The sequence below is a fragment of the Nostoc cf. commune SO-36 genome (genome assembly GCF_023734775.1).
In the GTDB taxonomy this organism is placed as follows: Bacteria; Cyanobacteriota; Cyanobacteriia; order Cyanobacteriales; family Nostocaceae; genus Nostoc; species Nostoc commune_A.
This window is the reverse complement of record NZ_AP025732.1, coordinates 4,810,771-4,833,471: the sequence shown is the minus strand read 5'-3', so window position 1 is coordinate 4,833,471 and position 22,701 is coordinate 4,810,771. Positions and strand designations below refer to the sequence as shown.

At 42.0% G+C, this 22,701-nt stretch carries 19 protein-coding genes and 5 pseudogenes; 7 read left to right on the top strand and 17 right to left on the bottom strand.

Features of this window, described 5'->3' with window-relative positions; all coding sequences use genetic code 11:
* Positions 1–145: 145 nt before the first annotated feature.
* The 3 genes from ANSO36C_RS21815 (at position 146) to ANSO36C_RS21805 (ending at position 2,147) form a co-directional block, all read left to right on the top strand.
* The gene (locus ANSO36C_RS21815; protein ID WP_251956207.1) at positions 146–400 is read left to right on the top strand and encodes a DUF4258 domain-containing protein; all 255 of its coding nucleotides are present in this window, start codon (positions 146–148) and stop codon (positions 398–400) included.
* Position 401: 1 nt separating this feature from the next.
* Entirely contained in the window at positions 402–599 is a 198-nt protein-coding gene (locus tag ANSO36C_RS21810) for a DUF2283 domain-containing protein (RefSeq protein ID WP_251956206.1), read from the top strand.
* Between the two features lie 600 nt (positions 600–1,199).
* Complete coding sequence (locus tag ANSO36C_RS21805; RefSeq protein ID WP_251960404.1) at positions 1,200–2,147, top strand: glycosyltransferase family 2 protein; 948 nt, start codon at positions 1,200–1,202, stop codon at positions 2,145–2,147.
* A gap of 209 nt (positions 2,148–2,356) precedes the next feature.
* Here the strand turns inward: ANSO36C_RS21805 and ANSO36C_RS21800 are convergent, their stop codons facing one another.
* From ANSO36C_RS21800 to ANSO36C_RS21790, 3 genes are read right to left on the bottom strand one after another with little or no spacing between them, the layout of a single operon-like run.
* Complete coding sequence (locus tag ANSO36C_RS21800; RefSeq protein ID WP_251956205.1) at positions 2,357–2,842, bottom strand: hypothetical protein; 486 nt, start codon at positions 2,840–2,842, stop codon at positions 2,357–2,359.
* A gap of 1 nt (position 2,843) precedes the next feature.
* Positions 2,844–3,074 (bottom strand): ParB N-terminal domain-containing protein, encoded by a 231-nt coding sequence (locus ANSO36C_RS21795; protein ID WP_251956204.1) that lies wholly within the window; start codon positions 3,072–3,074, stop codon positions 2,844–2,846.
* Positions 3,074–4,453 (bottom strand): AAA family ATPase, encoded by a 1,380-nt coding sequence (locus ANSO36C_RS21790; protein WP_251956203.1) that lies wholly within the window; start codon positions 4,451–4,453, stop codon positions 3,074–3,076. The genes ANSO36C_RS21795 and ANSO36C_RS21790 overlap by 1 nt, the downstream gene beginning before the upstream one ends.
* Positions 4,454–4,718: 265 nt before the next feature.
* Here ANSO36C_RS21790 and ANSO36C_RS21785 point away from each other — a divergent pair, with 265 nt between their 5' ends.
* Positions 4,719–5,090: a zinc ribbon domain-containing protein gene (locus tag ANSO36C_RS21785; protein ID WP_251956202.1), complete on the top strand. Its 372-nt coding sequence runs from the start codon at positions 4,719–4,721 to the stop codon at positions 5,088–5,090.
* A gap of 463 nt (positions 5,091–5,553) precedes the next feature.
* On the opposite strand, the pseudogene ANSO36C_RS35010 reads toward ANSO36C_RS21785, so the two are convergent.
* The 5 genes and pseudogenes from ANSO36C_RS35010 to purD all read right to left on the bottom strand — a co-directional run.
* A pseudogene (locus tag ANSO36C_RS35010) lies at positions 5,554–6,760 on the bottom strand (histidine kinase dimerization/phospho-acceptor domain-containing protein); the annotation flags it as partial.
* Between the two features lie 420 nt (positions 6,761–7,180).
* Complete coding sequence (locus tag ANSO36C_RS35005) at positions 7,181–7,366, bottom strand: hypothetical protein (RefSeq protein WP_410174628.1); 186 nt, start codon at positions 7,364–7,366, stop codon at positions 7,181–7,183.
* A 336-nt stretch (positions 7,367–7,702) separates the two neighbouring features.
* A pseudogene (locus tag ANSO36C_RS21775) lies at positions 7,703–8,048 on the bottom strand (element excision factor XisI family protein).
* Positions 8,036–8,453: pseudogene (locus tag ANSO36C_RS21770) on the bottom strand (XisH family protein). The pseudogenes ANSO36C_RS21775 and ANSO36C_RS21770 overlap by 13 nt, the downstream one beginning before the upstream one ends.
* 80 nt (positions 8,454–8,533) lie before the next feature.
* Positions 8,534–9,836, bottom strand: a pseudogene (purD, locus tag ANSO36C_RS21765) (phosphoribosylamine--glycine ligase).
* 189 nt (positions 9,837–10,025) lie between these two features.
* Between purD and ANSO36C_RS21760 the strand changes: the two are divergent.
* Positions 10,026–10,973 carry an NAD-dependent epimerase/dehydratase family protein gene (locus tag ANSO36C_RS21760; RefSeq protein WP_251956201.1) on the top strand — a complete coding sequence of 316 codons (948 nt, stop codon included), beginning with the start codon at positions 10,026–10,028 and terminating at the stop codon, positions 10,971–10,973.
* 312 nt (positions 10,974–11,285) lie between these two features.
* On the opposite strand, the gene ANSO36C_RS21755 is transcribed toward ANSO36C_RS21760, so the two are convergent.
* From ANSO36C_RS21755 to ANSO36C_RS21720, 8 genes are all read right to left on the bottom strand, one after another.
* Positions 11,286–13,253: a hybrid sensor histidine kinase/response regulator gene (locus ANSO36C_RS21755; protein WP_251956200.1), complete on the bottom strand. Its 1,968-nt coding sequence runs from the start codon at positions 13,251–13,253 to the stop codon at positions 11,286–11,288.
* Positions 13,253–13,729: a response regulator gene (locus tag ANSO36C_RS21750; RefSeq protein WP_251956199.1), complete on the bottom strand. Its 477-nt coding sequence runs from the start codon at positions 13,727–13,729 to the stop codon at positions 13,253–13,255. The genes ANSO36C_RS21755 and ANSO36C_RS21750 overlap by 1 nt, the downstream gene beginning before the upstream one ends.
* Complete coding sequence (locus ANSO36C_RS21745) at positions 13,698–15,188, bottom strand: sensor histidine kinase (protein ID WP_251956198.1); 1,491 nt, start codon at positions 15,186–15,188, stop codon at positions 13,698–13,700. Before ANSO36C_RS21745 ends, ANSO36C_RS21750 begins: the two co-directional genes overlap by 32 nt.
* Positions 15,170–16,108 (bottom strand): DUF4118 domain-containing protein, encoded by a 939-nt coding sequence (locus ANSO36C_RS21740; RefSeq protein ID WP_251956197.1) that lies wholly within the window; start codon positions 16,106–16,108, stop codon positions 15,170–15,172. Before ANSO36C_RS21740 ends, ANSO36C_RS21745 begins: the two co-directional genes overlap by 19 nt.
* A gap of 4 nt (positions 16,109–16,112) precedes the next feature.
* Positions 16,113–16,352: a helix-turn-helix domain-containing protein gene (locus tag ANSO36C_RS21735; protein ID WP_251956196.1), complete on the bottom strand. Its 240-nt coding sequence runs from the start codon at positions 16,350–16,352 to the stop codon at positions 16,113–16,115.
* 105 nt (positions 16,353–16,457) lie between these two features.
* Positions 16,458–16,655, bottom strand: coding sequence for a hypothetical protein (locus tag ANSO36C_RS21730; protein WP_251956195.1), 198 nt, complete (start codon positions 16,653–16,655; stop codon positions 16,458–16,460).
* 333 nt (positions 16,656–16,988) lie between these two features.
* Positions 16,989–18,464 (bottom strand): pentapeptide repeat-containing protein, encoded by a 1,476-nt coding sequence (locus ANSO36C_RS21725; RefSeq protein WP_251956194.1) that lies wholly within the window; start codon positions 18,462–18,464, stop codon positions 16,989–16,991.
* A 295-nt stretch (positions 18,465–18,759) separates the two neighbouring features.
* A complete protein-coding gene (locus ANSO36C_RS21720) occupies positions 18,760–19,470 on the bottom strand; it encodes a pentapeptide repeat-containing protein (protein WP_251956193.1) in 711 nt (236 codons plus the stop codon).
* Between the two features lie 144 nt (positions 19,471–19,614).
* On the opposite strand from ANSO36C_RS21720, the gene ANSO36C_RS21715 reads away from it, so the two are divergent.
* Positions 19,615–20,805 (top strand): FAD-dependent oxidoreductase, encoded by a 1,191-nt coding sequence (locus tag ANSO36C_RS21715; RefSeq protein WP_251960403.1) that lies wholly within the window; start codon positions 19,615–19,617, stop codon positions 20,803–20,805.
* A 219-nt stretch (positions 20,806–21,024) separates the two neighbouring features.
* Here the strand turns inward: ANSO36C_RS21715 and ANSO36C_RS21710 are convergent.
* Positions 21,025–22,088: pseudogene (locus ANSO36C_RS21710) on the bottom strand (ISAzo13 family transposase).
* Positions 22,089–22,449: 361 nt separating this feature from the next.
* Between ANSO36C_RS21710 and ANSO36C_RS21705 the strand changes: the two are divergent.
* Positions 22,450–22,692 (top strand): hypothetical protein, encoded by a 243-nt coding sequence (locus ANSO36C_RS21705; protein ID WP_251956192.1) that lies wholly within the window; start codon positions 22,450–22,452, stop codon positions 22,690–22,692.
* Positions 22,693–22,701 lie beyond the last annotated feature (9 nt).

Below are 22,701 nucleotides of genomic sequence, written 5' to 3'. Positions count from 1 at the left end.
GTACTAACTATTAAGTAGACAGGGTTTCTTTCGGGTTAGGGACTTCCAAGTAAAAAAATATTCCATGAACCATAGATAGCCCTAAAGCAATTAGTATTTATCTTTTGCCTAAATCACACCATACTTGATAAGCAAACAGCTAAAAATGAAGTATATAATTTCTCGTCATGCACAGACAGAAATGGAGCGAAGAAATATATCTAAAGCTGTAGTTGAATCCGTTCTCAATGCTCCTGGACAAGTAGTGTCAGAAAAAGAAGGTAGAAAAGTCTACCAGTCAAAAATTGACTTTGGTAGTGGGAAAACATTCTTACTGCGCGTTATCGTAGTAGATGATATTGACCCGGCAGTTGTAATAACCGTATATAAAACTAGTAAGATTGAAAAATACTGGAGATAATATGAAAATTACCTATGACCCAGAAGTAGATATATTAAGAATTATATTGAGTGATGTACCCATAGAAGATAGTGACGAAGAAAAGCCAGGGGTAATTTTAGATTACGACGAAGATGGAAATATTATCGCCCTAGAAATATTAGACGCTTCCAAAAAAATCGATAATCCACGTTCCCTAGAGTATTCGATTTCTACATAATAAAGCTTGGATATGTATTATACCAATTTCAAAAACCAATAGAAGAGATGCATTTGTAGAGATGAGGCTTCCCCGCCCCTTATGTCATCCAGCTTGATTATCGTTCGTTTAAGCCTGTAATTGTTGAACTTGCTCGACAGTCAAACCAGCAAGACAGACAATTAATGCGATGGCGTAAACGCCTGCCGTAGGCGAGCGCAACTTATTCACTAAGCATAAGTAACTACGCAAAATTAATTACAGTCATTGCCAGCGTTGGCGTTCGCGCAGCGTCTTGTTGGCGCAGCCTCTCGTAGAGAAGCGTTCGCGGAGCGTCTTGTTGGCGCAGCCTCTCGTAGAGAAGAGAAGCAATTAGCTTGCGGATGGGATGCGTGAAAGAAGTACACGCATAGGCGCACAAAGCTAGTAGTTAATTATTTTCCTCCTTTGCTTCCTGACTCCTACTGATCCTCAAAACGGATGCAACTGCTGCCCCACAAGGCATTTTTGGGAGAAGACATACCACAGCAAAGGTTTTGCCAATGCAGACAAACACCGCGTAATATTAGTATCATCTATAACCAAAATAGCTTCTTGATTGCCCAGTTACTAGTATATAGTATGGCTAAAATTACCGTTTGCATTCCTACTTTTAATCGTGTTCATCTTCTCCCTTATGCCATTGACAGTGTACTAAACCAATCTGAGCAAGACTTTGAGTTAATTGTTTGTGATGACGGTTCTAGCGATCGCACACCTGAGTTAATGTCACAGTATACAGACCACCGAATTAAATATATCCGTCATCCGCAAAATATTGGTAAAAGTAATAATATGCGCTCTGGCTTTGATGCTGCCAGTGGTGAATATTTTATTAAATTTGATGACGATGATCGACTAACACCCGATTTTCTCGCAAGTACCGCAGCTATTCTTACTCAAGACTCTAGTATTGATTTTGTTGGTACAGACCATTGGATAATTGATATCAACAATGTCCGGGATGAGGCAAAAACTCAAGAAAATTCTCATCGCTGGGGTAGGAATAATTTACCCGCAGGTGTTGTAAATAATTTGTTGGAAGTCGTATTTATTCGGCAAAGCTTTCAAGTTGGAGCGACATTATTTCGGCATAAAATTTTGCAAGAATTAGAATATATGCAGCCAAATCTGCAAAATTGTGAGGATAATGATTTATTTGTGCGTCTGGCTTTGGCTGGAAAAAAGGGCTATTACTTACCAGAATTATTGATGGAATATCGCTACCATGCAGAGCAACAAGGTATAAATCGAGCGATTCCTTATTTATTTGATAAAATCCGGTATTTAGAAAATTATAAGTTTGAGTCTGAACAAATAGAGGCAATTAGGAAAAATCGTTTAACTGAAACGCAATTATTATTAGGTTTGCGTCTAATTGAAAAGGGTGAAACGCAAAAGGGCAGAGAACTAGTTTTAGCAGGACAGTCTTTTTCAACTCCTAAAGCTTGGACTGGTTTAGGGTTATCGCTGTTACCAGTAGGGTTACGAGGTAAGGCGTTTAATGCACTGCGACAGGTGCGGGGTTAGAAAATAGTTATTGAAATGTTTCACATAGAAGTGCAGAGAAAATTATGCAGGGTTTTACACTGTGAAAAACTTCTCCTAATACGGTTCAGTTAGCCCAAAAAACTTTAAGCTGTGTAGGTTGGGTTGAGGAACGAAACCCAACATTAAGCCTTAATCGTTGGGTTTCACTTCGTTCAACCCAACCTACTAGGTGCTTATTTGACTAACTACTAACTTCTTGACCACTCATCAATAATAGTCAAAATTGTTTTATCACCCAAGTTCTTAACAGATTTTACTACATCACGATAATCTTCAAACTCTTGCTTTGGTTTTTTATATCGAGCATCTTCTATAGCTTTTGCAAGTTTTTCCGCCCCAGGAATCCTAGAGCGTTGTAACTTTATGGATAACTCGTCTTTATTCAAAGAGTTCAATAAACTAAGTGGATTACTCTGTTCACCCTTTTGGGGAATAAGGTTTTCAAGTTGCTTGAACTGACTATCTATTCTCTGTCTTTCTTGTATAAGTTCTGACTTAAATTCATTGAATTGCTTCTCAAGACGCAATTCTAGATTTGCCAAACGTGGTTCTAATTTTGTTGTTTCAGGGTGTAATATTGCTGTTTTACCAGAAGAATCAGTTTTTTGAAGAGATACAACTTGCTTTAGTACTAAATCTTCCAATTTTGGGGCGATGACAAAGGCATTAACCATTTCAGCTTGCCGAGGATTTTTTTTCTCGTGCTTTAACAGCAGCATAATATTCAAAATGTCCATCAACTACTGTATAGCTCTCTACTCCTGTCACTTTTACAACTAATGGTCTGATAATTCCTCCAGTTTCTATAATTATGTCTGCAAGATTTTCCAAATCAGCCTCTGAAAAACTTGATCGAGGTTCATTAGAAGTAATACTTTTTACATCTACTAAAGAGAAATTAATCATTAATCAACCCCCATTTTTTGGATAACTTCATCTGCTAATACATTAAATTCTTCAGCAGAAATTTGAGCAGAAGTTTTTATTTCGGCAAATTTAATAATAGATTTAGGGTCAGGATATTCTAAATCTCCAACTAGGATAGTCTGATTCATGCATTCTGATAATGCTGTTCTGTCATAAATTACAGATTCCATAAGTGGCAATTGATAGCGCTCTGAAATTACTTCTCTCTGTTTAGGGAAATTGTATTGTAAAAACTTCGCATTTGTTGAAATTTTAGAAGCAAGAACACCCATTATACTAATGGGCGATTTACCCATAATTTCCCTAGATTCATTAATTTGATTAACAAAATTTTTGACTGTTGGTAAACCTTGGTTAGCAAATGGTTTCAAATCCGATGGAATTATCAGGTAATCAGTAGCAATCAGTGCAACTTCAGCATACAAATCTCTAGATGGTGGAGTATCAATGATTACAACCTCATAGCTGTCTTCTACCTTTTTTAATTTTGTTACTAGCCTACTCCTACTAGCTAATATTTTAGTTAGTTTATCTTGAGATTCAATCAACGTGATATGTGAAGGAATAACATCAATTTCTGGATTATTGAAATAATCAGATGTACGCACTAATTCTGCAATAAAATTAAAATCTCCTGATTCTAATAAATGGTATACGTTTCGCTCTCTTAAATTATCATCTTCTTCAAATTGAAATTTGATTAATCCTGTAGCAAAAGTAGTATTCGCCTGAGAATCTATATCAATCAAAAGTACTCTTTTACCTTTTTTACGTAATGCTGCTGCAAGGTTGACTGCAATAGTAGTCTTGCCAACGCCGCCTTTATTATGGTAGATTGCAATCGTTTTCATTGAATGTTGCCTCTTTGTTTCAAAATTTAAATTATTTTCAGTTGCTTGAACTTCTGGTTTATTTACTAACTGTCCTTCTTTCAAACTTTCTCTACCAATTAAATCTTTAATTTCATCTAACTTAGTCTCAACTTCCTTGCCAGGACACTGAAATACTAATTGAATATCGTATTGCAATTTTTGATAAATTCTAATCTCTTTGCCATTAGTCAACAATCCATACCTGACATTCAAGCTGGTTAAATAATGCCTGAGTCGCGGGACATGATTATTTAAGTTTTGTTTGGGATGCTTTGCCTCCATGACGACACTCAGTGGTGAGTTGGCATTTAAGACAAAGGGAATCACTTGTGCAGCAAATGCTAAGAAATCTAAACGGATGCTACCAACGGCAACCTCTTGATGCCAGGTGTCAGGAGTATAACCTAGTTGTGGTAGCAAATATTGCACTATGAGTTTGCTTTCAACTTCGCTTTCGTTACGGCACAGCTCAGGATTAAAAGGCAATATTTTTCTACCTCTAAATAATTATTGGACTTGAGACAAAACCTCATATTTGCTAGATTATGGCATAGCCTTAATTATGTTGAGTGATAGAAATCACTTAGAAAAAGATAAAAAATCATCATAAAATTAGTACTATTTACTGATAAAATAGCCAATTCTGAGAGCTAGGCATATTCAAAATTAACAGGCTACGCATATATTTCCCCATTGCTCCTGTAAATGGCTAGAATCAAAGAGTTTACTCAACCTATTTGCGTTAAAGGTTTTGGCTACTGTATCTTGTCCGCACTGCCATCAACTCGTTGATAGTCAAGCTATTAGTTGTCCCAATTGCCGGACGACACTCAAAGCTTACGGTCATCCCGGTATTCCATTGCACCGCGCCACTGGGGATGGGTATCTGTGCGACACTTGCACCTATCACGCTGATGATACTTGCAATTTTCCTCAGCGTCCCTACGCTAAAGACTGTACCCTCTACCAAAATATTGAAGAGACAAAGTTAGAGTTGCAACAGCAGCGTTACACCAAGGATTTTGCAGTAACTGTGAAAAGTTGGGTAAAACGCAATCAGGCTTTGCTGTTGCTATTAGGTTTATTATTGATCTGTTTGTTGTTCGTTATATTAAGGTCTTAATTTGGATTTTCTGAGGAGTGGGGAATATAACGCTTTTGTGTTGAGTTTAATATAAACCTAAAATACTTACGATTTTATATTTCAATTGTCTCCCTATCTAAATTGGAATTTATTTTTTGTTGTTTGTGAGAAATCCGGGTTTAGACATCTGAATTATCGGCTGTTTGAATTTATTGCTCGTATTGCCGTGCAGCTATCCCCCATTCATCCGGAATATCCCCTTAAATGCTTCATCCAAAATCGCCACCATAGGGAATAGTCAAAAATAATAAACTATGCCCAATCCCTAATCTTCAGGCTGTGATGATTTTGGATGCTGCCGCAATCTTCAAACTGTGGTGATTTTGGGTTCTTCGGCAATAGGTTCAACTTGTATCGCTGGCGCTTTATCCTCAAAGGCGGCTAAGTCGAACCAAAAAGTAGTGCCTATACCAACTTCACTCACTAAATGGACTTTACTACGATGTCTATCAATGATATTTCTGACAATTGATAAACCTAAACCCGTACCTTCTAGGGTATGAACTCGGTTTTCTACCCGAAAGAAAGCGTTCAAAAATTGAGTGTTGATCTTCTGTGGCGATGCCAATCCCAGTATCAGAAATTTCAATCCGCACTGGAGAAGATAGCGTGTGACTGGGTTTAAAATCTAGCTGGTAGGCGCGGATTGCCACTTTACCACCGACTTTGGTGAATTTAAGGGCATTACCAATCAGATTGCCAAATACTTGTACTAATAGATCATAATTACCCATTACTAGGGGCAAATTAGGAGCAACTTCCTGAACTAGTTCAACACCTTTATCTTTTGCATTGAGTTGGTAAGTACGCAAGGTTTGCTCGATCGCTTGGGCTAAATCTACGCCATCGAAGCTGTAGTTGCGACCAGATTCGAGTTTTGATAAATCTAAAACATCGTTAACTAGGCGGGTGAGGCGATCGGTTTCATGGTTCACAGTTTGCAGAAACTCTTGCCGTTCTTGCAAAGCTAATTCTTCGCCGTAGTCGTGCAGGGTTTCAATATAAGTTTTGATGTTGAATAGAGGCGTTCGCAGTTCGTGAGAAACGTTGCTGATAAATTGGCTTTTTGCCTCGTTGAGTTCGACCTCACGGGTTATATCTTGGATAGTAATTGCAATACCTTTGATGCTTTCTCTTTGCAGGTTGAGTACTGTAGTCAAGAGAATGCGGATCGTTCGCGGCGCGGGTTGGTTAATAGAAATTCGGAATTCGGCGCTTTCGCATTCGCCTGCTGCCATTTCGTACAAGGGACGGCTGATTTCCATTTGTACCGATGGAGGTAAGTGATGTAACACATTGCAGCCAACCACATCAGCAGTTTCCCAGCCAAAAATTCGCAGCGCTGTAGAGTTGACTAAAATCACTTGCATATTGTTATCAATCAACACAGCACCATCTGCGATCGTCGAAACTAGGGTTTCTAGCTTGGCTTTTTCTGCGGTTAATTCTTCAATATTCTGTTCTTCATAGCGCTCTAATCGCTCTCCCATTTCATTAAAGCTTAAAATTAACTCTCCCAGTTCGCCGCCTAAAGGTAAATCAATGCGCTGCTTGAAATTACCAGTAGCAATTTGCTTTACCCCCACCAGCAGTTCTTTAATGGGCTTAGTGATGGTCAAGGCGTTAATCACTCCTGCCAAAATCACCATTACCCAAATCGTGATAAAAACGGCAATAGTGACATCACGGGTAAAATTGGTGGAGATGACAGCAGTTTGATTAGGATTGATACCGATCGCTAATACACCTAAGTATTTTTGATTGACAATGAGAGGAACAAATACATCGGTAACTGCGCCATCTGGGGTTGTATGTTGCCGCACCATCGGCTTTTCCCCATCCCCAGGGTAATCTTCTGGTAGTTGTATTCGCCGTTTAATGGTGAGGGAGTTTTCTACCTCGGCTTCCCAAAAAGGTATGCCAAAAAAGATTTCCCCGTTTTCATCAGCGTATAGCATATAACGCACACTAGAGGTACTGCTGTAGAAGCGTTGAGAAAATTGAGCAACCTCACTGAGATTATTGTCAGCGATGAGGGGGGCAACGTTGCAGCAAGTAGCAGCCCTAAGTCACCGCCCGAAGCGGGTGTCAATCATCCGCGCATCTTGCTGAATTGTATTCACAGCCCAAAAAGTCAAACCACTCATCACCAACGAAACCACCAATGTAGCCACAGCCAACAGTTTAGTCTGGAGTGTGAACTCCGACCACCAACTTGCGATCGCACTTCGAATTGTTTTTAACAGAGTTAGCATCTTAAATAAAGTTGTTAGTAGTCTTTGTTATAAAGCCCAACAACTAAAAAATTAACAGTTAATTTGACAAATATGTTAGCGGAGAGAGGAAGATGGAAAAGTGCAGGGAATATTCCTGTAAGGTAGTCCTAACGAATTTACCTCATTTCAGCCATCTGAGTTGATATCGAGTTGAGGATTAACGCGTTAAACTCCATTTTTGTGACTATTGTTTACGCACAGATGAGTAGTCTAACAAAAATTGCGTCTGTCGTGATTTTTAGCTAGTTGTTCGGCTCTGGTTAGCGGCTGCGATGAAACTAGAACTAAGCACATATTCAAACCGACGCGCCACCGCTACGATGCTACTGCAAAATCTGTATACTGCCGCATCTTAGGCTCATGGAATGCCAACACTATATCCTCCTTGGCAACACCTGCACGAACTAGGTCAGTTGCGATACCGTTTTCAGTCCAATCTTCCTCGATCCAGAATTTGCGATCTCGAATCCGAACGTAGACAGTTATACCAGTAATACGTTCGCCATTTTGCCAACCAAGGTTCATCCAAATATAGTGACCCTTTGGGTCATCGATAATCAAAAATGTTTCCATGTCTTGGTTAGGACGACGGTTACATAGTTCTACATACTCTGTCAGGATACGCTTAATTATCTTGGGGATACTCTGTTAATTTATCCATTCTGTGATCTCCTCTGTTTCTGTATCGACTACAACGAGTGGAAGTTGATGTTTGTGAAGGATGAGTTGAATTACATCCTGGTTGAAAAAGTTTTTATAAATGAGCGCACCAACAGCAACGTAAAGTTTACGGTCTGGTGCTGTTTCCTCTAGAAGATAACGGTAGATGTCATACTGACCGAGAGCTTCTTTCAAATCTTGTATCTTTGATGCGCCAACAAAGCTTTTCACTTCAACAACAAGTTTTTGCCCATCTCGTTCAGCTGCAATGGGGCGTTCAGCACCGAGATCAGCGTACAACGTTGTTCTTCGATACTGAATTATGTAGGGATCGTCTGTAATTGCCCAGCCCGTCCTTTATCAATGCATTTTTTACGGCGTTATGGATAAAGTCTAACTTGGGCATAACTATAACTTAAGTATAAGTCGGTCTTGCGGCCTGATCGAAATCAAGTACTAGGCTTAAAGTTGACATCAGACCATCGCTTACGGGGCTTGCTCCCCCTGCTTCACGCTGGCCACTCTATGCCCAATATCTCTCCGGTAATATATTCCCTCAAACTGAATATAATTTGATCCCTGCGTAGGCTTGAGCGATCGCTTGCTCAAAATTTTCGCCGATTCCAGTCACATTTAATACTCGACCGCCATCGGTCACTATTTCTTGTTGCTGGTTTAACTTCGTACCTGCATGAAATACAGTTGCTCCGGTTGCTTCTGCCTCACCAATACCAGTAATCACCTGGCCTTTCTTGTATTCTCCTGGATAACCACCGGAAGCGGCAACGACAGTAGCAGATGCTCCCGCTTTCCAAGCAATGGGCGGCAATTCACTTAATCGCTGCTGTACACAGGCTAGAAGCAACTCTTCTAGGGGTGTTTCTAACAGTGGCAAAATCACCTGAGTTTCTGGATCGCCAAAACGACAGTTAAATTCCAAAACTTTCAAGTCGCCATCGGGTGCAATCATTAACCCAGCATACAATACGCCTCGGTAGTCAATGCCTTTAGCTCGTAAAGTGGCGATCGCTCTTTCTAAGACTTCTGTTTGAATGCGTGCCATCAACTCTGGTGTAGCGATAGGTGCTGGGCTGTATGCTCCCATCCCGCCAGTATTTTCACCCGTATCGCCGTCACCAATTCGCTTGTGGTCTTGAGCTGGCAGCAAGGGTCGAATCGTTAACCCATCGGTTAACGCTAAAACTGACACCTCTTGCCCAGTCAAACATTCTTCAATGACGACAAACTCACCAGCACTGCCAAACTGTCCCTGAAAAATAGCATCAACGGCACTCTCTGCCTGTTCAACTGTTTCAGCCACCGTTACACCCTTACCAGCCGCCAAACCATCAGCTTTAACAACAATTGGCGCTCCCGTAGCTCTCACATAAGATTTAGCTGCTGCTGCCTCCGTAAATACCGCAGCCCGTGCCGTTGGAATTCCCGCTTCTTGCATTAGGGCTTTTGCCCAAGCTTTACTCGCCTCAATTTGCGCTCCGGCTCTGACTGGGCCAAATACCATCAATCCTTTATCTTGAAGGTAATCTGTGATTCCCTTAGACAGAGGGACTTCTGGCCCAACTATTACTAGAGTTATGCCATGTTCTAGAGAATATCGGCTTATACCTTCAAAATCATCTAATGTTAGGGGCAAGTTCTGGCAACGTTCCATACTTGCTGTGCCCCCATTGCCTGGTACACAGACAACTTGCTCAATTTGCTTAGATTGCAACAGTTTCCACGCCAGAGCGTGTTCACGCCCCCCATTACCTACAACTAAAACTTTCACTTATTTCCTCGTGCGTTTCTTGCGAAACGAGAATGCCCGATTCGGCTCTCGCAGATCAATTTTTCATCAATTCTCACACTTGTGCAAGCCCCCTGATGACTAAAATCATCTTCAGCTAATGACGATTATTGATTACAAGTATTAACCTGTGAAGATGGAGATTAATGAAAATATCAAAAAATAGACAACATGGCTAAAATTATTGTTACTGGAGCTGCTGGCTTTATTGGCTCTCATCTTGTAGAAACATTGCTGCAACAAGGAGAAGAAGTGATCGGCATTGATGAATTTAATGATTACTACGATCCTATGTTAAAGCTTAAGAATGTTGCCCACTTACATCAGTCACCTGGCTTTACATTAATTGAAGGAGATATGCAGTTTTTGGATTGGCAGCAACTCTTAAAAGATGTTGATGTAGTTTACCATCAAGCGGCCCAAGCAGGTGTTAGAGCAAGTTGGGGTAAAGCTTTTCGCGGTTATACAGAACGAAATATTAATGCTACACAAGTTTTGCTAGAAGCAGCTAAGGATGCTAAAGACCTGAAAAGGTTAGTTTTTGCCTCGTCATCGAGTGTATATGGTGATGCGGAAACATTACCTACCCATGAGGGAATTTCTCCTCAACCAGTTTCTCCTTATGGCATTACCAAGCTAGCAGCAGAGTTTTTATGTGAACTGTATCACAAAAACTTTGGTGTGCCCTGTGTGGCATTACGCTACTTCACAGTTTATGGGCCCAAACAGCGGCCAGATATGGCATTTAATAAGTTCTTTAAATCCATTTTGCAAGATGAAGCGATTCCGATTTACGGCGATGGCCAGCAAACGCGGGAGTTTACGTTTGTTAGTGATATTGTCGCCGCTAATTTAGCCGCCGCCAGCGCACCCCAAGCAGTGGGAGAAATTTTTAATATTGGCGGTGGTAGCAGAGTAGTTTTAGCGGAAGTTTTGGATACGATTGAAGAAATTGTCGGGAAAAAAATCAAAAAAAACCACATAGAAAAGGCTATGGGAGACGCACGCCACACTGCTGCTGATGTATCTAAAGCGCAGAAAATTCTGGGATATCAGCCACAAGTCTCTCTCAGAGATGGTTTGACGCAGGAATGGCAATGGATTAAGTCTTTGTATTGACCTTACGTGAGGTACACCCGTAGGGGCACGGCATCCCGTCATAGGTGTCAACTTAAGCTAAAAGCCTTTTCAAATCTCGTTTCCAGCCTCTGGGCTGGAAATGCAACTCGAAAGCGGCTCTGCCGCCAGCAAGGGAGGCGGAGCTTCTATGAGGGCATTCCCAGTCTCCGACTGGGAACGAGGCACGAGGCAATCCTAAAAGCTTTTTCTAGACTGGTTTTTACGTTGAGTTGACACCAATGGGCATCCCGTGACCCTCTTGCGATATAATTTTGTACCGCATCTGAGTGGGAACCGCTATATAACAAAGACTTAAGTATATTTGACTAAATTAGAAATCGCTATAAGCAATTCTTCTGGTGCTACAGGTTTAACGATGTGCTGTTGAAATCCTGCTTTTAGCGCGTACTGCTGATTAATTTCGCCTGCATAAGCAGTCAGAGCGATCGCGGGAATCTGTTTTCTGCCGATTTTTGCTTCTAGAGTCCGCACCTGTTCCATTAGCATATAGCCGTTCATCTCTGGCATCCCAATATCGCTGAGTAAGATATCTGGCTTTGACTGTGTGAGCGCTTTTAATGCTTCATCTCCTGATGCGACTGCGGTGACGATCGCACCAAACTGTTCTAGCACAAAGCTGAAAAAGTCGCGGCTATCAGCATTGTCATCCACAACCAAGACTCGTAAACCCATGAGGGGAGAAGAGGCAAAAACAGCAGTTGAGGAATCAAGATTTATCTCATCCGGGATTTTTGCACTGTCTTTGATTAGCGGCAACCTAACTGTGAAGATCGCTCCTTGCTCCTCGCCAAGACTTTCAACCCCAATCGTTCCCCCGTGCATCTCAATTAAGTGACGAGCGATCGCTAAACCTAACCCTAGCCCCCCAAACTTTCTCGTTGTTGTACTATCAGCCTGACGGAAATAGTCAAATATATAAGGTAGAAAGTCTGGGTGAATGCCTTTACCTGTGTCGCTGACGGTAATCTGCGCTTGAGAGTCGATGCACTCCAATCGCACATTTACTTTTCCGCCAGTGGGTGTAAACTTGACAGCATTTGATAACAGGTTCCAAAGGACTTGCTGTAAGCGGGCTGAATCACCCAGAACTTTCCCCGTCGTTGGAGCAAGCATCGTCTCAATCTGGATGGTTTTCGCCTCTGCTGCTAAATGTACTGTTTCCATTGCGGCTTGAATGGTAGATACCAGATCGACTGGGATCATGTTGAGGCTGAGTTTGCCTTGGAGGATACGAGAAACATCTAGTAAGTCTTCAATTAGTTGAGCTTGTAATTTGGCATTGCGCTCAATAGTTTTCAATGCTTTGTTGAGTGATATATCATCAAATTTACGGCTCTGCAACAGTTTTGCCCAACCAAGAATCGGATTCAAGGGCGATCGCAGTTCATGGGAAAGTACTGCCAAAAATTCATCTTTGATGCGATTAGCAGCCTCGGCTTCTGCTCTAGCTAATTGCTCAAGTTGCAAAAGGCGATCGCGTTCTGATTCAGTGCGTTTGCGATCGCTAATGTCAGTTAACATAGCGATCGCACCTAAGAACTCATTTTGCTCATCAAATATCGCTCTAGCAGAAACCAGTGTCCAGATGTACGAACCATCTTTGCAACACAATCGAGCTTCTTTAAGATTGTTGTTTTCTCGCTTCAGCCACTCCAGTTTCTGTTCATCTGTTATGCCATCAGCCCGATCTATAAAATCAAATATGGAACGACCGAGCATTTCTTCTGCCGGATAGCCCAACATCTGAAACATTCGCTGATTCACAAACTCTGTTCGGGCTTCTTGGTCAATCATCCAGATTCCTTCATAAGAGGTATCAACAATTCTGCGATACTTCGCTTCACTCTTCTGTAAGGACTCCTCTGCTTGCTTGCGCTCACGCCGCTCTCTAGCTTCGCGCAATGCCCGTTGTACTGAGGGAACTAATCGCCCTAGTCGTTGTTTTAACACATAATCGGTTGCACCGTTCTTCAAAGCTTCGATCGCTAATTCTTCACCCAGCGCGGCAGAAACAAAAATAAAAGGAACCTCTGGACAATGATTTCGGGCAATTTCCAAAGCTAAAATTCCATCGAAAGAGGGCAAGGCATAATCGGCAAGAATTAAATCGAAAGTCTCTGTTTCTAGAGCAGCCAGGAAATCAGCACCGGTTTCGACTCGGATCAGTTCGCAATTAATTTCCCCTTCGGTTAGCATCGCTTCGGTTAGCTCTGCATCTAAGGCGCTATCTTCCAAAAGGAGGAAACGGAGGCAATTCATCAGGTACGCTCCTTTTGAGGATGAGGCACTGGAGGTAGGGCACCCACGGGAGGCTGATTAATCACCGCCCAAAACAGGCCAACACCTTTAATGGAATCGACAAAATCATGGTAATCCACTGGCTTGACAACATAAGCATTGACCCCTAACTCGTAGCAGCGAACTAAATCCGGTTCCTCACGGGAAGAAGTCAGTACCACAACTGGAATCACTCGCATTATTGGGTCTGATTTGAGTTGTGCCAGGACTTCTAGCCCATCGACTTTCGGCAGTTTCAAATCGAGCAACACGACAACAGGATACCCTTCCATTCGCAACCGAAACAATCCCCGGCGATAGAGATAATCTAGTGCTTCTTCTCCATCACGCACTACCACCACTTCGTTAGCGAGATGGTTTTCCGACAAAGCAGCTAATATTAACTCTGCATCATTGGCACTGTCTTCAATTAGCAGAATTCGCTTGAGTTCTTTCATCACTCTCATTTATCAACAACTTAGGCAGCAAGAAATAAAAGGTGGCTCCACTGTCAACTACAGCCTCTGCCCAGACTCGACCGTTATGTCGATGAATAATGCGTTGCACGTTTGCCAATCCAACACCAGTGCCTTCAAATTGGGGGTCGCTATGTAAGCGTTGAAATACTCCAAATAGCTTGTGTATATATTGCATATTAAAGCCTACGCCGTTATCTTGAACAAAAAAGACAACTTCGTTTTGATTATCAATACTTCCAATAGTAATTTCTGCTAGGTTTTGAGTCTGGGTATATTTTAGGGCATTGCCCATTAGGTTGCGAAGCACGAGCCGCAGCATGGAGGGGTCGCCCTGGATTTCTGGCAGTGGCTTGATGTGCCAATTGATTGTGCGTCCTTGAGTTTCTGTGAGCAAATCGCGTTTTACCTCTTGTACCAATTCCTCCATATTCAGGTTGATGTAGCGCATTTCAGTGCGCCCCATACGAGAAAATGTTAACAATTCATCGATCAGTATTCCTGCCTGTTTTGCTGTTCCGGCAATTATTTTCAAATAGCGCTGACTTGTTTCATCTAAACTTGTTGAGCTATTACGTTTTTGAAGCAATTCTATAAATCCGGCGATGTGGCGTAGCGGTGCCCGCAAGTCGTGAGAAACTGAATAAGAAAAAGATTCGAGTTCTTTATTAGCGGCTTGGAGTTGGGCAGTGCGCTCTTGAATTCGTTGCTCCAGCATTTCGTTGAGTTGTTGCAGGGCGTCTTCGGCAACTTTGCGATCGTGAATGTCGCTGGCGATGCCCACCCATTTGATAATCTGTCCGGCTGCATCTCGAAATGGCAAACCCCGGACAATATGCCAACGATAGCTACCATCAGAAACTCGACGAAAGCGGATTTCTATTTCGTAGTTTGTACCATTAGCAACAGCTTGCATCGAAGTTTTCAAAACGCGATCGCGATCATCCGGGTGAATCACATAAATCCAGCCATAACCAGAAGTCTGCTCCATTGTCAGTCCGGCGAAGTCTAACCAGTATTGATTGCAATAAGTAATACCACCATCGCGATTGCCCATCCAAATGGCCTGCGGTGACACCTCCGTTAAAATTCGGTATCGCTCTTCACTGTCACGTAGCGCTTTTTCTGCCAAATTGCGATCGTGGGTATCAACACAGGAGCCGATATAGCCGAGGAACTCCCCCGTTGGTGCAAACCGAGGCACACCAGTATCAAAAACCCAACGATATTCGCCATCATTGCGTCTGAGGCGATATTCCATTGTAAAATTTTGTCGGGCATCAAAGGCATTGGTGTATGTGTTTAAGCAACGCTGAAAATCATCAGGATGAACACCTTCAGCCCACCCATTGCCCATCTCTTGCTCTAGAGTCCGCCCGGTAAAATCTAGCCAGGGTTTTATTAAAGTAGTTACAAAGTTTATCAGTACCGGGACATCCAAATCAGTACCGGAGCCGTGTCTGCCAAATGGCGAAAGCGTGATTCACTTTCGCGCAACGCTGCTTCTGCTTGGTTGCGAGCGCGTAGTGCGGCTTGCTGTTCGCTGATGTCAGTGATCAACGCTGCATACCCTTCAACGATTCCCTGTCTATTAAACTGAGGAACATAAATACAATTGATGTAGCGTGTGCCACCATCTTTATAAGGAATTTCACCTTCAAATATTAGCTGCTTTCCTGCCAGAACTTGTTCCACATTGGGACGAACTACTTGATATGCAGATTCACCTAAAACTTCCCAAAGATACTTTCCATAGATTTCTGCTGCCGAATGCCCAAACCACTTTTCATAGGCTCGGTTGTTGAAGCGGTAGCGTTGTTCTGAATCTACAAAAGAAATTAGTACTGGTAATGTATCTGTAATTAAACGAAGTTCTGTTTCTCGTTGCCGCAATGCTTCTTTGTTAGACTCTGTTATGCGACCAAACCTGACCTCGCTTTCGCGTAGTGACTTCAGATTTGCCTCAGCTTGCCGTTGGGCTGCGCGGCGTGATTCGTTGAGCCAGCTGATTAACACTGCTGTCAGCATGAACACAACTAGGGGGATTACAAGACCGTGACTAATTTTCAGCGAATAGAGTGGCTTAAAAAAGAAGTAATTGATTGCCAAAGTAGACAAAACGGTTGCAAGTAAACCTGGCCCTAAGCCACCGTACGAGGCACTCACCATCACCGCAGCAAAAAACAGTGTCGCAGGCGTTGGGGTGAGATATGGATTTAGTAGCAGGGTTGCCCGCAGTGCTAAAGCAACGGATAGCAAAGCAACACCATAGTGCAGCAGCTGCTCTCGGATGAATGCGCCCTTGTCTCTACCGCCAGCAAAGATATTTTGGGATTCAGATGCCCTCGCCTTACGACTCATAACCCTACTCTGCTTCTGGAAAATACTGATTTAGCAGGCTTTTGCCGGGTTCGCCCATCTTCCGTAACATTTCTTCTATTAGTTTTAGGGCTATGCTTGAAGGCTCTGTATGTCCATTCTCCCAACGGTTGACTGTTTTGAAGGAAACTCCTACTTTAGCAGCAAACTGTTTTTGAGAAAGATTGAGTCGCTGCCGAAGCTCCCGAATTAAATCTAAAATTTCCAGCCGCTTTGTTACAGGCATTTATATATTTTATTTTCATAGAATAATTATTCTATGACAGGCGTCTTATTGATTTTCTCCTACTAGGGAAAGATTTTCTCTGTTTCCGTCTCTTACTGAACCGTATTAGTTCAAAGGTTCAACGATGATGCTCAGAGGTTCAACGATGATGCTCAAAGGTTCAACGATGATGCTCAGAGGTTCAACGATGATGCTCAAAGGTTCGACGATGATGCTCAGAGGTTCGACGATGATGCTCAGAAGTTCAACGATGATGCTCAGAGGTTCGACGATGATGCTCAGAGGTTCGACGATGATGCTCAAAGGTTCAACGATGATGCTCAGAGGTTCAACGATGATGCTCAGAGGTTCAAGTTTCAGTATCTAAGGGTGAAACTTGAAGTTTCCAATGTTGGGGTAGTTGAAGATGTTCCGGTAGAATGGTTGTGCGATCGCCTTTAGCCAATTCAATCTGCTGTTGTTCTAAATTTTCGGCTTCGTTGAGGATTGACCTTTGCAGATTGGCTTATAGCAATCCTAAAGGATTTATTTTTTTAACGAACCGCAAAGGACGCAAAGAGCGCAAAGGGAAGAGGATTATAAATAAAAAGTGAAACTGGTAGAATACGCCCAAATAACAAATGATGCTGAGATAACTTAACTAGACTGCCGCCAGTGTGTCGGTGCTTCGATATAATCAGGTAGACGAGTAGTGCGATCGCCAAGTGCGTCTGTAATCTGCTGCAGCTCTAAATTTTTAGCTCCTGTCAAAATTGTCCCTTCCAGTTTGACATCATTAAGGTTAGTCTCTGAAAAGTTAGCTCCCATCAGGTTTGCCTGAGTCAGGTTAGCTTGATAAAAAGTTGCCCGATATAAATTTGCTCCAATGAGGTTAGCCTGAAACAAATCAGCTTCCGTTAAGCTGGCTTCTGAGAGATTGGCAAAATAGACTTCTGTTTGATGAAGTTTGGCTGCATTCAAATTAGCCCCTGAAAGATTAGCACCATTTAAATTAGCCCCACAAAGGTTAGCACCAATCAAACCCGTTAGCTGTAGGTTGGCTTTCCCCAATTTGGCTCCTTGCAAATTAGCTAAAAACAGCTTTGCCCCTGAGAGGTTGGCAACTTTTAAGGTTGCTTGTTGCAAGTTAGCTTTATAGAGGTTCGCCCCTTGCAGATTAGCTGCACGCAGACTTGCTCCAGATAGGTTGGCTGAACGCAGGTTTGCCCCGGTGAAGTTGGTACGGTTGAGGTTAGCCCAACAAAGGTTAGCTCTACATAAGCTAGCTTTTTCTAATTTGGTTTCATAGAGAATAGACCTAATGAGTTTAGCGCCACTAAGGTCAGCCCCACTCAAGTCAGCCCCACGTAAGTCAGCCCCACTCAAGTCAGCCCCACGTAAATCTGCTTGTTGCAGGTTAGCTTTTAACAAGTCTGCTAGTCTAATATCGGTGTTACGTAAATCAAGTTTCTGATCTTTTGGGTCTTCGAGTAAATTACGTCTGCTGATAACAGTTAGGGCTGCTTGAATATCGGTGCGTATTTTTGGTAATTCTTCATGGAGATTTTGATCTAACGGCTGTGTAGGACGCGGCTCAATTCTACGTCTACTTGAGTAAACTTCTGCTTGATATTCTGGCTTTTGTTGCTCCCCTTTTACGTGCTGGATAGGTGCATTCTCTCGCACAAAGGCAGTGAGGATTTCCATGATTGTCCAATGTTCTTTCGGAAAATCCTGAGCAACTCTTTCTAATGCATAAATTGCGCCTGTCCGCGTTTCGACTTTTTCATGCCCAAGCTGCCCAATTGCCCCCATAAAGCGCTCTGCAATCAATCTGTCTTGATTGAGTTTTGTATTTTGCAGACCAATTTCGAGATTTTTCTCAGCTGCGATCGCATTTTTCTGCATCGCTTGGGCACGCCTTGCCGCATAATAAGTATTAACCATTGCTGCCGATGCGAGAAAAATTATTGCAGTAGTGGTTAATGCTTGGTTTCTATACTGTATTTTTTCCTGTATTGACAATTCTTTAATACTAGACAATACGAAAAAAATTATAGTCAATGAGAAGCCAAATATAACTGTTATGGTTATCAACCAATTCAACTGAGTGTCTGTCTTTTTAGAAGACATGGTAAAAATTTTCCTTACAACTTAGAATTATTACTTAGATGTTGAGGAAAAATAGTATAGCATTTAGCAGAAAATTATAATAGGTGTCCAAACACTCCTTGAACTAAGGAATGATATCGAATATTATTATGTCCTAATTTTCAAAGCTGATTAAAGCTTGCTGCCTATCAAAGACTCAATGAATGCATTCCCCTTCTGTCTGGGAACAGGTTAAGCCTGATGTATGTACACTGTAGGCTTGCGAGGTTAGTTATTCGGGTTTAATAAGTAATCAAGCGAACATGATATTAGTCTTTTACTGAGAGAATTTGATTTCTCTAAGATTTGCCCCATCGAGTATGGCATCATTGAGAGTTGAGATATGTAACGCAGCTAGATATAAACTTGCACGATGCAGATTAGCTGCACAAAGGTTAGCCCTCTCTAGGTTGGCTGCACTGAGGATTGCTCCTTCTAAGTTGGCTAAATGTAAATTAGCCCCTTCAAGGTTAGCTGCACTAAGTATTGCTCCCGCTAGATTAGCTTCTTTAAGGTTAGCTCCCGCTAGATTAGCTTGATAAAGATTTGTTTGTTTTAGATTCGCCCCATTCAAGTTTGCTCCTCTCATGTCCGTATAGCTCAAGTCAAGCTGCTCACCTTCTGGGTCTTTGTTTGCATCTCTTCTAGCGATAACAGTGAGAGCTGCTTGAATATCTACACGAAGTTTTGCTGACAGGTTGTTTGTTACTTTCTCTTGGGGAATACAAAGAGCATTTTCTCGCACAAAAGTAGCAAGAATGTCTATAATTATCCAGTGGTACTGTGGGTAACTTTGGGCAATTTGTTCTAGCTCACTAATTATAGCTAGACTGCTTTCTATTGTGTTATGTCCTAGCTGTTGACTTGCTATTCTTAAACGTTGCTTTGGCGAATAATACTGATTATTTTTAAATTTTTCTTGGAAAGTGTTTATCCACAGGGATATTTTTGATGGCTGTATATTATTTCTTGGTGAAATATTTTTCATAGTATGAAAAAGTTAATAATAACTCAAAGTATCCTGAAATGTCCAAGTGTATTGCATACAAATGAGAAGCGTTATATTGTTTCATGCGTGGTCAATATTTTAATATGGTAATGCAATAAAAACATGAAGAATATAACTGTTGAAATTCAGCAAAACTTACAGCCAATAGTTAAAGACCTAGTGTTAATTGGTGGCGGTCACAGTCATGCTATTGTTATGAAAATGTTCGGGATAAAACCGTTACCTGGAGTGCGTTTGACATTGATTACCGCAGCCTCAGACACAGCCTACTCTGGAATGTTACCAGGACACATTGCCGGATTTTACAGCCACGATGAATGCCATATTGACTTGCGACCTTTGGCGAACTTTGCTCAAGCACGGTTATATATTGACACGGTAGTTGCCCTAGACTTGGAAAACAACAAAGTTCTTTGTGCTAACGGACTGGTGGTAGATTTTGATTTGCTGTCTATTGATATTGGCAGCACTCCGTCCAAAATATCTGTATCAGGTGCGGCAGAATATGCGATCGCAGCTAAACCAGTATCGCAGCTATTAGAGCATTGGGATAAATTAATTGCAGCCGTAAGTAAAAATCCTCACGAGCCAATTAGCATTGCGATCGTTGGTGGAGGTGCTGGCGGTGTAGAATTAGCGCTATCGATGCGATCGCGTTTACATCAGATTTTACATCAAACTCAACAACCTATTCAAAACCTGGAAATTCATTTATTTCAGCGTGGGCAAGAACTGATGCCCAATTACCATCAATCAGTGCGGCATCAACTTCAGCAAATTTTAACTGAGCAAGGTATTAAGCTGCACCTTGGAGAAACTGTGTGTAAAATTGCACCCATAACACCCAAGGAAACTAAAGAAGTATTTGAAATTAAATGTGAATCTGGCTTGGTAGTAGAGTGCAATAAAATCTTTTGGGTAACACAAGCATCAGCACCCGAATGGTTAAAAGCGGCTGGACTAGGAACTGATGAGCAAGGTTTTATTCTGGTAGAAGACACATTGCAATCTCAAACGCACCCGCAGGTATTTGCATCTGGTGACATTGCCACAATGGTAAATCATCCACGTCCCAAAGCTGGGGTATTTGCTGTTAGACAAGGCAGACCTTTATTTAATAATTTGCAGCGAATTTTATTAGGTAAGTCGCTTAAACCTTATAAACCACAGAAACAATATTTAAGTCTAATTGGTACAGGAGACAAACGAGCAATCGCAACCAGAGGCGCTTTTACTTTACCACCTTACAAACTATTGTGGCATTACAAAGATTGGATAGACCACCGCTTCATGGAACGCTTTCGCTTTGAATAATATCATGTCTGAAATAATTTAGTTGCGATTTCTACAGTCATTGCACCCCACAGGGCAGATGCTCCACTTCAAGACCTTACTGGCTCTCCTTAATCCCCTCCCCTTGTAAGGTTACTGTGTACACACAAGTCTTTTAGAGTTGCTGCGTAACGTAGAGTGAGCTAATACCAATTCTGGATGAAGATGCGCTAAGGGACTTGCAAGAAAATAAAGTACCAGCTAAACAGGGACAATAGTAATATCCCATTTGGGTAATGTTTCAGAACGCTGCCATTGGGGTTGGTATTGTTCTAACTCTTGCGAGAGAACCTTGATTCCTTTGTGATATGTGGTTTGAACCAGATGTACAATGGGAGCAATTCCTTTCCAAGTCATATTGGCGGCCCATTGTGCTGCGGCGGCAACAGAATCTAAAATCGCACCATTCCAATAGTTCTCCAAGGCAGCCCAACACCGCTCTATTGGATTGTACTTGCTATGGTAAGGGGGATAATAAATCAGTCGAATTTTTAAATTAATTGCACAAGACAACTCAACCATGCGTTTGATAAATTGTGTGCGGTTACTGCGAGTAGCGGCACCGCCATCAAGATCAATCACCCACTCATCAAGTTCCAGGTAATTGTGTTGATTCTCATGCCACCAAGCGGTTAAACAATCGACGATAAAATCACTGGTTTCCGCCGACTGACCCAAGTAAATCGATAGCTGGTCATTATGTGTATTGAGAATGCCAAAGGGAACTAAGACTGATGACCACTGTGTATCGTGGTCATCAGCAGCTTTCGCCTCCATTGTCCGAGCTTTACCGCCTCTAGAAAGGTTGCCAATCTTCACCTTAGCTTTAGTATCTATAGACACTCGCAACGATTTGGGGTTTTCATCTGATGCCTGATTCTCCCGGAACACATTCTCGAAAATGGCATCAGTTTGCGGAATCTTTTTCAAGGGTTTCGTTTTTTGTGTTTTTTTAGGCGATACCCTAAGCGATTGAGAATTTCTCCACAAGTTTGACGAGATGGCAATTCGCTCTCGTTATAGCCATGAACACTTACTAATGCTTCTCTTACTGCTCTGGCACTAATGCGGGCATACAGAAAGGTCGATTGAAATTTAGGGTCGGCTTGAGCTTGAGCATCCACCAATGAACGAATATCTGCTTCTAAGTTGGGCAATACCTCAATACTATTGTGTCGTCCCCTTGCCTGATAATTCTCTACACAGACTATCCCCGTCCGCCTTTCATGCAAGCCGAGTTGCACACTCTGGCGATTCCATCCCATAACGGTTTCTGCAATGCGTGCTGAACTATCGAAGTAATCTTCGGTAACTTTTGCCATGAAATCTCGTTTGCGATTGCTAGTCAGTTTCTGTGCTGCATCTTTAAAGGTCGATTTGATGGTGTCGGTGAGCATGAATTGAGGGATTCCCATTCTAGATATTTAAACTAGGCGCGGACAGTTCACCGCTTCTTCTCTTCTAGAATGGCTGGTATTTTATTTTCTTGCAAGTCCCTAAACGATATTTAAGTACAAGAAAGAAGAAAGAGAAACGAACCGCAAAGGACACAAAAAAAGAAGTTAAAAGGGTTTCGCGCAGCCTCATAAAGAAATGGTATAACTTTCACAAGTCGATGCATTGGCATTGCAAGTCGATACATTGGCATTGCAAGTCGATACATTGGCGTTGCAAGTCAATGCATTGACACTGCAAGTCGATACATTAGCATTGCAAGTCAATACATTGGCATTGCAAGTCGATGCATTAGCATTGCAAGTCGATACATTGGCATTGCAGGTCGATGCATCAATTTGTATGTACAGAGTAGCCTTGCTAACGAAAGGGGAGACAAAGCACAGCTTTGGCGAGGTGAAGTTCTTCAACTAAGAGGCTCTT

Excerpts from the sequence above, each read along its gene's own strand:
- ANSO36C_RS21815 (WP_251956207.1), top strand. The coding sequence starts at position 146 with ATGAAGTATATAATTTCTCGTCATGCACAGACAGAAATGGAGCGAAGA.
- ANSO36C_RS21810 (WP_251956206.1), top strand. The coding sequence starts at position 402 with ATGAAAATTACCTATGACCCAGAAGTAGATATATTAAGAATTATATTG.
- ANSO36C_RS21805 (WP_251960404.1), top strand. The coding sequence starts at position 1,200 with ATGGCTAAAATTACCGTTTGCATTCCTACTTTTAATCGTGTTCATCTT.
- ANSO36C_RS21800 (WP_251956205.1), bottom strand. The coding sequence starts at position 2,842 with ATGGTTAATGCCTTTGTCATCGCCCCAAAATTGGAAGATTTAGTACTA.
- ANSO36C_RS21795 (WP_251956204.1), bottom strand. The coding sequence starts at position 3,074 with ATGATTAATTTCTCTTTAGTAGATGTAAAAAGTATTACTTCTAATGAA.
- ANSO36C_RS35005 (WP_410174628.1), bottom strand. The coding sequence starts at position 7,366 with ATGCTAACTCTGTTAAAAACAATTCGAAGTGCGATCGCAAGTTGGTGG.
- ANSO36C_RS21760 (WP_251956201.1), top strand. The coding sequence starts at position 10,026 with ATGGCTAAAATTATTGTTACTGGAGCTGCTGGCTTTATTGGCTCTCAT.
- ANSO36C_RS21755 (WP_251956200.1), bottom strand. The coding sequence starts at position 13,253 with ATGAATTGCCTCCGTTTCCTCCTTTTGGAAGATAGCGCCTTAGATGCA.
- ANSO36C_RS21750 (WP_251956199.1), bottom strand. The coding sequence starts at position 13,729 with ATGAAAGAACTCAAGCGAATTCTGCTAATTGAAGACAGTGCCAATGAT.
- ANSO36C_RS21740 (WP_251956197.1), bottom strand. The coding sequence starts at position 16,108 with ATGAGTCGTAAGGCGAGGGCATCTGAATCCCAAAATATCTTTGCTGGC.
- ANSO36C_RS21735 (WP_251956196.1), bottom strand. The coding sequence starts at position 16,352 with ATGCCTGTAACAAAGCGGCTGGAAATTTTAGATTTAATTCGGGAGCTT.
- ANSO36C_RS21725 (WP_251956194.1), bottom strand. The coding sequence starts at position 18,464 with ATGTCTTCTAAAAAGACAGACACTCAGTTGAATTGGTTGATAACCATA.
- ANSO36C_RS21720 (WP_251956193.1), bottom strand. The coding sequence starts at position 19,470 with ATGAAAAATATTTCACCAAGAAATAATATACAGCCATCAAAAATATCC.